This is a genomic window from Kaistella sp. (genome assembly GCF_049588135.1).
In the GTDB taxonomy this organism is placed as follows: Bacteria; Bacteroidota; Bacteroidia; order Flavobacteriales; family Weeksellaceae; genus Kaistella.
Genome location: NZ_JBAVFG010000053.1, coordinates 1 through 14,132, shown reverse-complemented (window position 1 = coordinate 14,132; position 14,132 = coordinate 1). Strand labels below are relative to the sequence as shown.

The window sequence follows — 14,132 nt, the reverse complement described above, 5'->3', positions numbered from 1 at the left end:
ATTCTACACAGATAAAACTCCTCTGGAGTTTTCTTATTATTCTGTTTTATTCTGAAAAATTCAGTTTATAATTTAGTAAAAACTATAAATAACGATTTAACAAAGCAAAATTTAACTTCTGAAAATTTCAGCTAAGTTATAAAAAATTGAAAATCCAAATTGCCCCAACTAAAGGGAGTTGAACTTCCAATTTTTAAAGAAGTCTTGGTTTTGTTAAGAAGACAAATCTTGTTGTTGAAAACTGTTTTTAGAGAATTTTCCACCCTTTAGGGTTGGGGAAAGAAAATTCTCGGAATTAAAAAAAACTTCTGAAAACTTTGACAAAATAACTTCCAATAAAGAATGAAAATTAAAGCACAAAATATTTCATTTTTAAATTCTCAAACTTCCACATTTTCCAATTAATTTAATCCAATTTCGCACGACTTCCAACATAATGTAGAAATTCTTGTCTTGTAATCGGGTTGTTTCTGAAAAGTCCGCTAAGTTCTGCGGTAGTTGTTGAACTTGCAGTATCTTTTATACCACGACAATTTACACACAAATGTTTCGCCTCAATGATACAAGCAACATCTGTCGTTCCGAGTGCAACTTTCAAAGCCTCTACAATTTGCATGGTTAATCGCTCCTGAACTTGCGGACGTTTTGCATAATAATCTACGATTCGGTTGATCTTTGAAAGACCAATTACTTCGCCATTTGAAATATAAGCAACGTGCGCTCTACCAATAATGGGTAAGAAATGATGTTCGCAAAATGAATAAACCGTAATGTCTTTTTCCACCAACATTTGGCGGTATTTATATTTATTGGAAAAGGTAGAAATGCGTGGATTATTTTCTGGAAGAAGACCGCCAAAAATTTCATTCACATACATTTTTGCAACGCGTCTCGGGGAATCTTTCAAGGAATCATCGGTCATATCCATTCCTAAAGTTTCCATGATTTGATGGAAATGTTTTTGGATAATTTCGATTTTTTCTTCTGGGGATTTTTCGAATGCGTCAGATCGTAACGGTGTATGTTCGTTTCCGGAGAATACATCGTCGTCGTTATCTATATGATTATTCATAAGGTTATTTAATGATAAGCAAAATTAGGGATTTAAATTTAATCATCAAGCAAAATCCCTCTTCAATGGAGAGGGATTTTGAATGAAGATAATCGTTCTAGATTATCGTAAAATTATTATTAGAACCCGCTACTTCCGCCGAAAGTAAATGTTGCGGTTAAACCTGCCCGCACTGTTGAAAGTGGGAAAGCGGTAGAAATTTTATACTTCGTCATCAGCTGATCGTAGAAGAATCTGATATTAAAATTCTGAGACATATTATAATCTGCAGATAATTTAAAACTCATCATTTTCTGTCCGCCTGTGACTTGTGAATCATCTTGTAAAATATTGGTAATTCTAGTTTGGCTGTCTCTCAAAGAAAAGTCTCCACGAATATTCAAGTCGCTTTTAATGGTTTTTTCTTTTCCTTTGAAGTTCATTTTCATTTTTAAATCTTTCAGAATATATCCGAATCCAAAAATATATTCTTTCCCCATATCTTCTGTTAAAGTATGATTCACTAAACCGAGCATCAACAGTCGATCGACATTATATTGCGCTCGGAATTGCATATTATTTCTCATCGTAACATCAGCTCCGATTAATGGTGCAAAGGCCTCCACATAACCGACTTGAGAGAAGGTGTAAGGATTGTAAATATCTCCAAACGCATCTCGGTCTGTCGCTCCATTTTTCTGAACATTGTAAAAATCGACACTCGACTGTATTCCTGTCGCCGTATAAGTTGAAGTATAACCATGAAGAATATCAAACTTAGAAAACTGGCTGTTGACCAAAGGAATATTTTTCAATCCAGAATAAATAACCCGCCAGTTTGGCAATGGGAATCCAGATTTTTTAGCATCAGTCATTGCACCACTTGGTGTTTTTCCTTCGACTGCTGCCTGGAAAGCTGGAATCAACACATAAGGATTTGCCAATGAATGCCCGTCGGTAAATCCATTAGCATCAAGTGCTCCTCCCATTTGCCGGGAAATAGTTCTTGCATTAGAAACGATATTGTCATAAATGGTTTTACCATCAGTAAATGAAGTCCCGAAAGTCCAGGTTGTTCTGGAATAGGTCATTAAATCATTTCCAAAGGCAAAATCATGATTTGGATAATCTAAGTTTTGTCTTACATTGTAGCCCGCCTGCGTGAAATTACTAGTATAGTTATGCAAGAAATTAATATCAATTCTAAATTCATTTACAGGCACTATCTGCACATTTGCCAAGAAATTTTGGTTCTTCATCTGCATGTACGGATCGGTCATATAATCTGAATCTGAAACCCAGCCACGCTCCAAAATTGTTCTGCGGATATCTGCTTGTGAACCCAATAGAAAACCATAAGTTGGCCCGCCCAAAGCTTGTCCATAACCGTACCAATTTGGTGCATTAAGCAATCCTGGCAATACAATCCCATTATTTTCATTATAAGAAACATCCATTTGTTTGATTGATGTTAACGCATAAGCAAAAGCTTGAAGTGGATTCAATTTATTTTTGAACTTATAATTCTTAAAGGTTTTTTTCGTATTGACCTTTTGCCATGCTAGATTGTAAACATTATTCAAGGAATCTATTTCCTGTTTACGCTTCTGCATTTTGGTATTAATATTTTGGAAATACTTGAATTTTCCAAAGAATTTCGGTACATCAACCGTTGAAGTTGCAATAATATTATTGGTATTCTGTCCAATGCTTCCTAAACTTTCGGAACGATTGGTTTCCGGATTCACAAAATTGGTCATCACGGTACTTCTCGCATTCCAATTATAAGTAAAGCCGTATCCTAATTCTACATTAATGAAATCTAAATAAGGTAAATACTCAAATGGCAATCTGTAATTCAACTGAACCCTGTGGTTATATAAAACAGGACGCCCTGCTCTGAAAGGATCCGCAAAAATAGATTTGTTGTTCATGTCATAAACACTCAGATTATCATTTAAAGTTCGCATAGAAGAATTAATTTCTAACTTTAATGATTTGGTAAAGTTAAATCCTAAACCATATTGCCAGCCGAAATAGAAGTTTCTGTTTCTAATGGCATCAAAGTCCTGACCGGCATTTCCGCCAAGAATAGCATCGATATTTCTGAACTCTAATTCATTATAATTACGATCGATTTCTGTACGGAAAGATAATCTAGTGGGAACTGGATTGATATTCACTTCTTTCAACCATCTTAAATATTTATAAGATTTCGCAGTGTCGCTCACTATTATATTGAACGGTCTAATGACAAATGGTTTGAAAGAATAGTTATAATCTGCATATCCTTTCAAGTATTGTCTGTAGTTCTTTTTGGTATAAACATCACGATAATAATCGTCATTGTAAATCGCAGTTACCGACACATTTTCGATATCGTAGAACTTCGCTTTTTTATTCGGATTCGTTCGGTCTTTCCGCATATTCACCACACCTATACTTCTTTGTTGAGTATAAGTTCTCGCCACTTTTTTCAGTTCTTCTCTGTTTGGTGCATTTTCGAAAGTCACATCATTATCCAGTGGATTGTACTTAGGATCTTCGGTGGTTTGCGTGTAAGAATAATTCACAGGGATTTTTAAACCTGCTTTTTCTGGTAAGAATTTATCAACATTTACTGTTGTATTAATACTGTAAGCAGAGTGTTCAGCTTGTGATCTTTCAGAAGGTTTTTCGGCAATTCCACCGAAACCAACTGTTGAATAGGACGCATTGGCATTCACCAAAGCAAAATCTCCTAAGTTGAAATTCACACTTGCATTTCCTGCATAACCGCCTTTATTTTCAATTTCTGAAAGACGGATCTCATCTACCCATAAAACCACTTCTTTATCGATGAGCGTGTTTTTATTTCGAACTCCTAACATAATCGTGGTCACGCTTCCTAAACTCGGGCGACCTTTGATATAGATTTTTTTGTTAGGATCCAGTATTCCATATTCCACATCTTCACGGCGAACATCTATTCCCGATGGGAAGTTCTGGTCTCTTCTTAATTTAGCATCAACGAAATTCTGAATGGCAAGATTCACGGTGTTTTCAGATGGCCAAATTTCCAGTGGTGATCTTGCGTTTTTAGAAGTGTATTTTAAAGAAGCTTCATATTCATAATAGTTATCGGTTGCATCGCTTCCGAAACGGATAAAGAATTTTGCATCTTCATCATAGTTCGATGAATTCACATTTTTTAAATCTTCTGCGTGAACGAACAATTCTAAATTTTTGTATCGACGCATATCCAAAGTCACATTCTTGAAAACTCCACGAGAAGAGTTTTTCGCTAAAGGTTGCGCCTTCATATATAATGACGCTTCGTTTTGTCTTTGTGCACCAGCGTTTCCGCTAAGAATCTGTCTTTCGATTCCTGGAGGTAGAACATACGGAGGTTGGTTCTCACCGTTCTCTTCTAAGTTCACACTTCCAACATCTAAATTTTGATCGGTCACAAAATTAGTTCCTTCGTCGATATCGGTTGTATTGGTTGCAATATTTTTGGTGTATTTTCTCCAGTCACTTCTTACTAAATCTAAAGTTCCGAAACGAATGGTTGAAGCTTGGTCAAATCCTGTTAACAACATTCTGGCATAGCGAACATTATTTAAAATAGAAGCATCAGCCTCACCTGCTCCTGTATCAAACTGTGCAACAGGAACACGGAATAAAAACCACTTGTTTTTTCCAGTTTGTCCGTTCTGGAATTTCGCTTCAACTTCTTTAACATCAACGATGAAATTTTCGCCCAAAACCATTTTGTTTTTATCAAGTTCAATGGTATATTGGTTATAGCTCTCTGTTTGATCAAGGTTTCCGTCTCTATTTATGTCTTCTGTATCTGGAGCTTGAGTAGCAACTTCCAAAGTGTTGCTTTGAGAATTCCCTTCAGGTCCACGGAAGTATTTATAACGCTCCATTAAAGAAGATGCCTGATTTCCTTGGAATTTATCTGATAAATAAAACACGAAATCATCGGAAGCCGGATCCAAAAGGTTGGTCACCGGATTTACAAAATTGGTTCCAAATTTCGCTGCCTCACCTTCTGCATCTAAACCATCGTACCCTAAATCCTGCGCTGTCCTATCTTCACCTTCCGTGGAGAATGCATATAGAATTGGGTTCTGGCTCGGTTGAACTCCCCAATTGGTAGTTGTCGTATTTACTGGCGTACTCGGCGTTGGCAATCCATTCTCGTACTGGAGTTTACCATCTTTCAGAACATCTTCAGAAACATTTCCTAAATGCAAAAGTAATTTCGGGTTGCTTCCTAAAGGGTTTCCATCAGCGTGAGGATCCATCATCCAGAATTCTACATACTCAATATTGGAGTTGATAAAGTTTGACACAGAAATCGGTCGCATTAAACCAGCCCATCTTTCTTGGGTAGTTTCTACATTTTTATTGACATTATATGGTCCTCTTTCATTCGGGAAATAAGTGATATCAAAGGTATTGGTATATAATTGTTCACCCGCCACGAAATCTCTGCTGTTGTATAATTCCTGAGTTTGAACTCTTCTTGAAGCATGATTAGAAACTGCGGCGGCATTAATTCCGCTTGGTGCTTTACCACCAATTCCGTAGAATCTCGGATCGATATTATACCAAGTTAATAATCCTCTTCCATTTCCGGAAGCAAGATTATCATTTAAACCTCCATTTAAAAAGAAAGGTTCAGGATTTTTTTCTGGTTTTGAAGCCAAACTCCACATCGCAGGTTCTTTTAATGAAATCTTAGAAGTACTTTGTTCGAAATCATCAATATAAGATTGGTCGCCAATTCCTTTATTTTGTCCTGGGATTAAATAAGCACCTTCTGCAAGGAAACTTAAATTCGACGGTGCTTCTGTATTTACAAAAGGAATTTTATCGGTTAATCTTGTTAAAAATGGCAATTCATTATTATATAAAATATTGAATCCTGCCATGGTATTATTCACCGCTTCCTGACCGAAATTTACTTTCTGTGTTAAAGGGGTTTCCGCATAATTAACAACGGTTGTACCTACGGTAAGATGTTCATTGAATTTTCTTTCTAAGTTTAAACCTAAAAATCTTTTTCTTTGGGTATTAAAAGTTAGTTGATTTTCGAGGGAAATACTCACTGCCTGCCCAGATTGCTTTACGGTTTCATTAATAATATTTACCGTTCCCAACATATAATCTACCGTATAATCAACACCTTCTTGAAGTTGAACACCATTGGCAGAAACTTTTACAGAACCTTGCGGAACATTGATGGCGCCAAGAGAAATCCCAGATCCTTGAGTTCCTTTAAATCGACCTTCCATTGTGTAGCGCAAAGCCAAATTACTTTGAGAAGCCACTTGTTTCTGTTGATCGTACAATTCATTATAAACGAATTTCGGATCGCTTGTTCCCAAAACCGTTTGCAAATAAGCACCGAAAGGTTTCGCTTTGGTGAAAATCACTTTTCCATTTTCAGAATCAACGGTAATTCCTGGCACGAAATCGAAAATCCCGTCACCCGTTTCTCCACCGCTTTCTTGTAAATCATTATTCATATTCAAACGATCCCAATTGAATAATTTCAAAAGGTTTGGATTGACTTGCGTGGTTGGATTATTAACGGTTGCTGGCAGATAATTTACTTTTCCACCATTTTGTGGATCACGGTAAAAAACATTTAATAAAAATCCGTCTGGATTGATTTGATTGGTATTTAATGGATAAATATTCTTCATCATCAAATCCCACATCGGTGAAGTGGTTTTTACGGTACTGTTTGGTTTCAAAACTTTGGTAATTAAAACCGGACTTTCTTCTGAAAATTCACCAACTTTATACACTTTATTATCACCATTCAAGGTAAAACTATAAGAAACCGCCAAGAGTTGATTGTCATTTAATCTTTGATTAAGCGATAGGTATCCTAACTGTGGATTAAATGTAAATTCGTTTTGATTTAATTTTCGAGCTCTTCTATTGAAAATATATTGCTCACCATCTGCATAAGCTTCGGGTGACCCATTTGCATTTGGAAACAATTGTCCTTTGATGACATTTCCATAATCTGTTCCTGCATCTCTCGGAATCCCAATTGCAGCGGAAATACTTTGATATAAATTATTCTGAGCATTATCCGGGAAACCAGCAATCCCTTCTCCCAGATCACGAATCCCCAAAATCCCTTTTTGATCCTGAAGATTTCCTGAACCTTGATCTAAAACCCAAGCTTCAATTCTGGTAATACTAATTCTAGAATTAATTTGTGGATAATTCAGAAGTGCTTTATCGTAATTATTTAAAAAATAGTGGTCTAAATAATAGTGTTGATTATCTTCATAATCAATCGCATTTAATTTAAAGGTATTCATTACGCCACCACCTTGTGCGACTATTGTTCGGGCTTCCCCTTGCTGTTGAGAAAACACCAAAGTTCCATTAGTTTTACCCCACTGGAATTCGGTCTTCAAACCAAATAAAGATTCTGAACCTCTAATTAAATTGGTGGAAAGCGGCATATTAACATTTCCGAATTCTACTCTTTTTATAATTTTATCTTCTCCGCCAGTAGTCTTATCCGTTAAACCTTTTGACTGCAAATCTTTCCAAGATCCTTTTGCTTGCCAAACCAAATTCATCCTGTTCTCAAAAGCGAACCCACTTTGAGTATCGTAGTTGGCTTTTAATTGTAGGTTTTCACCAACTTTACCCAACAATCCCATCTGAATTCTTTGTTGTATATCGACGGCAAAATTGGTTCTGTTTTGTGGTAGAATTAAAGGATTATCGATTTTTTGATAAAGACCGCCGATATCGAAAGAGGCAAAACCTTGTGGAATAATCTCGATTTTATTGCCACCGAAAATAGATTCAAAAATCTTATTTTTAATATCGACACTTGGGAGCAGTCCTTTTTTAATGGCTTCGGTTTGGTCTTTTCTATAACCCAAAGCATTAGTGGCAGACTTCTCTTTATAGTAATCGCTCAATTGATTCTTGAGCACATATTGATGATATTCCTTCGAGGTCATCGACATCGGATTTCCGACGACGGTATTTCCGATTTTAGGATACAGAATATACATCCCGCTCGCCACATCGTAAAATGCATCGTACCTCATCGGGTTGGGCAAAGAAAAATCTTTCCTAACTGACGTACTATCGGCTGGTTTCTCTTGGGCAAAACTGCTCACAAAAGAGAAACACGTTAAAATAAAAACTAAAAATCTATGCTGAAAAAAATTATTATGCTCCAAGTGTTAAATATTTTTTAAAATTTGCTTCACCAAATCTTCTACACGAAGATCAGGATTCTGCTTTAGAATTCGGTCTGCAATCTTCTCACTCATCTTCTTAGAAATTCCCAAAACCTCTAATGCAGATAACGATTCTTCTTTCACTTTATTATTCACAAATATAGAAATATTTTCCTCAGAAACATTGAATCTTTGGACTTTATCCCTTAAATCAACGACGATTCTTTCAGCGGTTTTTACACCAATTCCTTTCACCTTTTGCAGCATCGCACTATTGTTAGAAAGAATACCCGAAGCGATCTCGGTAAGCGACAAAGACGAGAGCATAATCAGAGCAGAAACAGGCCCTACTCCATTAACGCTTATTAACAGATTGAACATTTCTTTTTCTAAAATTGTGTTAAAGCCGAAAAGCAAATGAGCATCTTCCCGAATAATCTGTTGAATATTTAAAAACGTTTCTTTTCCTAAAACTAATTTTTCGGAAGTCTGCAAACTGATGCCGACAAAATACCCAACTCCGCTTACATCAACAACCACCGAAGTAGGATTAAGTTGCTGAACTATTCCTTTTAATGAATATATCATAGTGCTTTTCTAAAAGTTTCAAATATATGATTTTTAAAGCTTATGAAAAAAGGTATTAAACAAATGTTTTTAAATAGAATTATAAAAAAAATTTTACGTTTTAAAGCAATCTTTGGCACAAAATCATCAAAATAGTTTAGAATTAATAATCTCAAAAAAAAACATTGTCAAAGTGTAGAACTCTGACAATGTTAAAAGTTATTTGAAAAAATCTATTTTCCTTCTTCTCTTCGTTGTGCATCCAAAACAGCAATCGTCGCTAGATTCACAATTTCATCTACACTTGCGCGCATTTGTAAAACGTGAACTGGTTGTTTCAAGCCCATCAAAATTGGCCCTACCACTTGCGCAACTTTCATTCCGCGAATAATTTTATAGGAAAGATTGGCACTTTCAAGATTTGGAAAAACAAAAACATTTGCTGGTGTGGTCCCCAATTTCGAGAACGGATAATCGGAAAGATGATCTGCGTTCAAAGCAAAATCTGGTTGAATTTCACCGTCAACAATCATTTTCGGATATTTCTCGTGAAGAATAGAAACCGCTTTTGCCACTTTTTTAGAAGTCTCAGAAATTGCGGCAAAATTCTCAAAAGACAACATGGCGATTCTTGGTTCTACGGCAAAAGTTTTCACCGTCATTTCCGCCATTCTTGCAATATTTACCAAATCTTCTGATGTTGGATTTTGAATAATAGAAGCATCTGTAAAGAACAACGGCTTCTTTTCCGTCATAATCATCATCATTGAAGCGATTTTATCAACCCCTTTTTCTTTTTCAATAATTTTTAAAATCGGTTTTAAAGTAGAAGAATAATTTTTGGAAAAACCAACGATTAATGCATCAGTATCACCGTGACGCAACATTAATGGACCAAAATAATCTCTCTGTCGAACATATCTTTTCGCTTTGTATTCGTTCATTCCTTTTCGCTGACGTAATTTCCAAAGTGTTTCGCGATATTTCACACGGTTTTCTTCTTGGTCTTCAGCCATCGGATCTACAATCGGCACATCGATATTGATCCCGAATTTCTTCATCTGCTCTTGCACATATTTTTTCTCACCCAATAAAATCGGTTGTGCAATTCCTTCTTCGTAAAGGATTTGTGCCGCTTTCAATACATTATATTCCTCAGCATTACCAAGGGTAACTCTTTTCGGATTAGAACGCGCTCTGTTCTGCATCATTCGGATGAGTTTCTCGTCGCGACCCATTCTGTCGAGTAATACGTTTTCATAATCATCGAAATTTTCAATAGGCTTTCCAGCGATTCCGCTATCCATAGCTGCTTTTGCTACTGCTTTTGAAACCCTTGTTATCAAACGGTTATCAAATGGTTTAGGAATAAAATATTCCCTTGAGAAGCTAAGCCCCTTTAAGTTATAGGCAAGAATTACCGCTTCAGGAACAGGTTCTTTTGCTAAATTAGCAATTGCATGAACTGCTGCCAATTTCATCGCTTCATTAATTCCAGTTGCCTGCACATCTAGCGCACCACGGAAAATGTACGGAAACCCTAAAACGTTATTCACCTGATTAGGATAATCGCTTCTTCCGGTTGCCATGATGGTATCTTTTCTAGTTTCCATCGCAAGTTCGTACTCGATTTCAGGATTTGGATTTGCCAAACCAAAAACGACAGGATTTTCTGCCATGCTCAAAAGCATTTCTGCCGTCATTACATCAGCTTTGGACAATCCGATGAAAACATCTGCCCCTTTTAATGCATCTGCCAAAGTTTCGATTTCTGTATTTGCAACAAAATCAATTTTCTCTGGTGTTAAGTTTTCTCTTTTATGATTGATAACTCCTTTAGAGTCGCACATCAGTACATTTTCTTTTTTTAACCCCAATTCTAAATAGAGTTTGGTACAAGCAATTGCTGCAGCTCCTGCACCATTCACTACCACTTTCACTTCACCGATTTCTTTGCCTGCGATTTCAAGAGCATTTAATAATGCTGCAGCAGAAATAATCGCCGTTCCGTGCTGATCATCGTGCATCAACGGAATATTCAATTCTTCTTTTAATCTTTGCTCGATATAAAATGCTTCCGGCGCTTTGATGTCTTCCAGATTAATTCCACCAAATGTTGGCGCAATTCCTTTTACAATTTCAATAAATTTATCCGGATCTTTCTCATCGATTTCAATATCAAAAACATTGATGTCGGCAAAGATTTTAAACAAAAGCCCTTTCCCTTCCATCACTGGTTTCGACGCTTCTGCACCAATATCCCCCAATCCTAAAACTGCTGTTCCGTTTGAGATTACAGCTACTAAATTTCCTTTTCCTGTATATTCGTAAGCTAATTTGGGATCTCTTTCAATTTCCAAACAAGGGATGGCAACTCCTGGAGAATAAGCAAGAGATAAATCTCTTTGCGAAGAGTGTGGTTTTGAAGGAATCACTTCGATTTTCCCTTTTGGCTCAATGCTATGATAATCAAGGGCTGCTTGGTTAAAGTTTTTCTCGTCTCTATTATTTTTAGTGGACATAATATATTGATTTTTATAAACATGTAAAGGTACGAAACCTCTATCGATGTATGTTTGAAATAGTTTCTTTAATAATGATTATAAGAAAATTAGCCAAGGTTTAAGATGTATTTCTTATGATAATCGACTAGGCTTTCTATCGGTTTCTGAACTACTTTCCCGATGGTTAAATTAAGTTCGGCGGCGGCGGCACGTAGAATATCTTCATAAATATAAGCGATATATCCGATGAAATTAATTTCGATTTCTCCCGATTCTGGATAAGGCAAAACCTGATAATCGAGGAAATTTTTCATCTCGTCGAAAACCATATTCTGAAAATAAGGATGCCTTTTATGTTCGGCAATAAATTTGTTGAATTCTCCCAAATATGCATTGGCTCTCGGATTATGGTACATCATTTTAATTGCTTCTTCAATCGAGAGATTATAAGTTTTAGTAAACTCACGCTCCAAATCTGCTGGAAGTTTTTTCATAAAAAAGCGACGCAGCAAATGCTTTCCTAAAGCACTCCCGCTTCCTTCATCACCGATTAAAAAACCGAGTGAAGGCAAATCGACTCTTATCTTTTCTCCGTCGAAGAAGCAAGAATTAGAACCAGTTCCCAAAATGCAAACAATCGCTGGTTTACCGTTGTAAGCGGCATAAGCGGCGGCAGTTAAATCTTCTTTAATTCGAACCTCTGCTTGCGGAAAAACTTTCACAAATTCATTTTCCACTTTCTTTACATTTGCGAGCGTACCACAACCTGAACCGTAAAAAAACACTTTTTCAATGTGATTTTTTACAAAAAATAAATCTTGGTTTCTATCGATTTCCTGGCTGATAAAATCAGGATTTATGATATTAGGATTAAAACCCAAAGTTGTAGTTTTCAAATGAGGCTTCCCCGAGTTTTCTAGGATTACCCAGTCACATTTGGTAGAACCGCCGTCTATTATGGCAATCATATAATAATCGTTTAATCTGCTAAAATATTAATTTAATTTCAATCCATTTCGGATGTATAGAAACAATTGAATCTCCTCCTACGAAGAGCATTTCAAATAAAAAACGGACAAATGTCCGCTTTTTAATTTGATAAAAATGCTGCGTTTAAAATTATTCTACTGCCAACACTTCCAGAATTTCTGGAGCGAATTGTTTTACAGTGGTTTCTACTCCCAACTTCATGGTAGAAAAACTCATTGGGCAACCATTACAGTTCCCGTGAAGCTTCACCAAAACGGTTTGTCCTTGCACATCGATAAGTTCGATATCGCCGCCATCTTTATTCAGAAATGGACGAATACTTTCGAGGGCATCCATCACTTTGGTTACTGTTTCTTCGTGTTTTATTTCTTTGTTCATCGTTTTAGTTCATGATTTGTTACTGTAAAAACACCCTTTCAAAAATTTTCATGCTTTCGTCTTTTTAAAGGAAACGAATCATTGCTTCTTATTTTTTAGGAGAACAACCTGCCATGGTTGTTATTTTCACCGCTTCCGTTGCCGGAAGATTTTTATTCCGTTCGACCAAACTTTCAATCATATTTTGAGTGGTCTTCATATAAATTTCAGAAATCGCTGAACCTTCTTGCAGAGCAGCTGGTCTACCAACATCACCCGCTTCACGAATACTTTGAATTAAAGGAATTTCTCCTAAAACAGGAATCCCTAAATCCTCTGCCAAATATTGTGCTCCTTGATTTCCGAAAATATAATATTTATTATCCGGTAATTCTTCTGGGGTAAAATACGCCATATTTTCGATTAAACCTAAAACAGGAATATTAATGCTTTCCATTTGGAACATTGCAATTCCTTTTCTCACATCGGCAAGTGCAACATGTTGAGGTGTACTTACGATAACCGCTCCTGTTACTGGAACTTCCTGAATAATCGATAAGTGAATATCGCCCGTTCCCGGAGGCAAATCGATTAAAAGGAAATCTAATTCTCCCCATGCAGCGTCACGAATCATTTGATTTAAAGCTTTTGAAGCCATTGGTCCACGCCAAACTACCGCTTGATTGGCTCCAGAGAAATATCCGATAGAAAGCATTTTTACGCCGTAATTCTCAACAGGTTTCATTAAATTCTTACCATCAATTTCTACAGAGATTGGTTTTGCACCTTCCGTATCAAACATCGTCGGAACAGACGGCCCATAAATATCAGCATCTAAAATCCCGACTTTGAAACCCATTTTTGCTAAAGTTACCGCAAGATTTGCAGCAACTGTAGATTTCCCTACACCTCCTTTACCAGAGGCAATAGCAATAATGTTTTGAATTCCCTTAATCTGTTTTCCTTTGATTTGGCTTTGCTGAACTTCTGATGGTTCCGGAGATGCAATTTTCAATTTCAAAACAATTTCTTCTCCAAACTCTGAAGCAAAAGCCTGCTTCATGGCAGCTTCTAATTTCTTTTTTTCGTGCATTGCTGGTGAATGCGCAGTCATATCGATATACACATCATTTCCCATTACCTGGAAATTGTGAACTAAATCCTCTACTTCTATTTCTTTCAGAAAGGCCTGAACTTTATCTTTTGTCAACATAATTCTATATAATAAATTGATTGCCAAATTTACGCAAATTTTTGTTATTTAGAATGAGTAAAAGTTATGATAAATGTTTGCATTTTTATCATTAAAAAAGTTATCATTTTTGTATTCAAATTTTCAATATCCGAGTAATTTCAAGGATTAATTTATTTTAAAATATCCATGAAAAATCCCGTCATAAAAGCGGGATTTTTTCTTATTTAGAATATGTGGAAGCTATATTC

The 14,132-nt window shown here is 36.2% G+C and carries 7 protein-coding genes; all 7 read right to left on the bottom strand.

The genetic code is table 11. The annotated features are described in order from the left end of the window. Positions 1 to 406: 406 nt before the first annotated feature. The 7 genes from folE to WBY99_RS03025 all read right to left on the bottom strand — a co-directional run bounded on the left by folE (position 407) and on the right by WBY99_RS03025 (position 13,902). Positions 407 to 1,072 (bottom strand): GTP cyclohydrolase I FolE, encoded by a 666-nt coding sequence (folE, locus tag WBY99_RS03055; protein ID WP_423974868.1) that lies wholly within the window; start codon positions 1,070 to 1,072, stop codon positions 407 to 409. Between the two features lie 119 nt (positions 1,073 to 1,191). Beyond that, complete coding sequence (gene sprA, locus WBY99_RS03050; protein ID WP_423974870.1) at positions 1,192 to 8,229, bottom strand: cell surface protein SprA; 7,038 nt, start codon at positions 8,227 to 8,229, stop codon at positions 1,192 to 1,194. 45 nt (positions 8,230 to 8,274) lie between these two features. Next, positions 8,275 to 8,859, bottom strand: a complete 585-nt coding sequence (gene ruvA, locus WBY99_RS03045; RefSeq protein WP_423974867.1) for a Holliday junction branch migration protein RuvA — start codon at positions 8,857 to 8,859, stop codon at positions 8,275 to 8,277. A 212-nt stretch (positions 8,860 to 9,071) separates the two neighbouring features. Further along, positions 9,072 to 11,360: an NADP-dependent malic enzyme gene (locus WBY99_RS03040; protein WP_423974866.1), complete on the bottom strand. Its 2,289-nt coding sequence runs from the start codon at positions 11,358 to 11,360 to the stop codon at positions 9,072 to 9,074. Positions 11,361 to 11,449: 89 nt separating this feature from the next. Next, complete coding sequence (locus WBY99_RS03035) at positions 11,450 to 12,310, bottom strand: BadF/BadG/BcrA/BcrD ATPase family protein (RefSeq protein WP_423974865.1); 861 nt, start codon at positions 12,308 to 12,310, stop codon at positions 11,450 to 11,452. Positions 12,311 to 12,461: 151 nt separating this feature from the next. Further along, positions 12,462 to 12,710 (bottom strand): NifU family protein, encoded by a 249-nt coding sequence (locus WBY99_RS03030; RefSeq protein ID WP_373710267.1) that lies wholly within the window; start codon positions 12,708 to 12,710, stop codon positions 12,462 to 12,464. Between the two features lie 88 nt (positions 12,711 to 12,798). Next, positions 12,799 to 13,902 carry an Mrp/NBP35 family ATP-binding protein gene (locus WBY99_RS03025; protein WP_423974869.1) on the bottom strand — a complete coding sequence of 368 codons (1,104 nt, stop codon included), beginning with the start codon at positions 13,900 to 13,902 and terminating at the stop codon, positions 12,799 to 12,801. Positions 13,903 to 14,132 lie beyond the last annotated feature (230 nt).

Excerpts from the sequence above, each read along its gene's own strand:
- folE (WP_423974868.1), bottom strand. The coding sequence starts at position 1,072 with ATGAATAATCATATAGATAACGACGACGATGTATTCTCCGGAAACGAA.
- ruvA (WP_423974867.1), bottom strand. The coding sequence starts at position 8,859 with ATGATATATTCATTAAAAGGAATAGTTCAGCAACTTAATCCTACTTCG.
- WBY99_RS03040 (WP_423974866.1), bottom strand. The coding sequence starts at position 11,360 with ATGTCCACTAAAAATAATAGAGACGAGAAAAACTTTAACCAAGCAGCC.
- WBY99_RS03035 (WP_423974865.1), bottom strand. The coding sequence starts at position 12,310 with ATGATTGCCATAATAGACGGCGGTTCTACCAAATGTGACTGGGTAATC.
- WBY99_RS03030 (WP_373710267.1), bottom strand. The coding sequence starts at position 12,710 with ATGAACAAAGAAATAAAACACGAAGAAACAGTAACCAAAGTGATGGAT.
- WBY99_RS03025 (WP_423974869.1), bottom strand. The coding sequence starts at position 13,902 with ATGTTGACAAAAGATAAAGTTCAGGCCTTTCTGAAAGAAATAGAAGTA.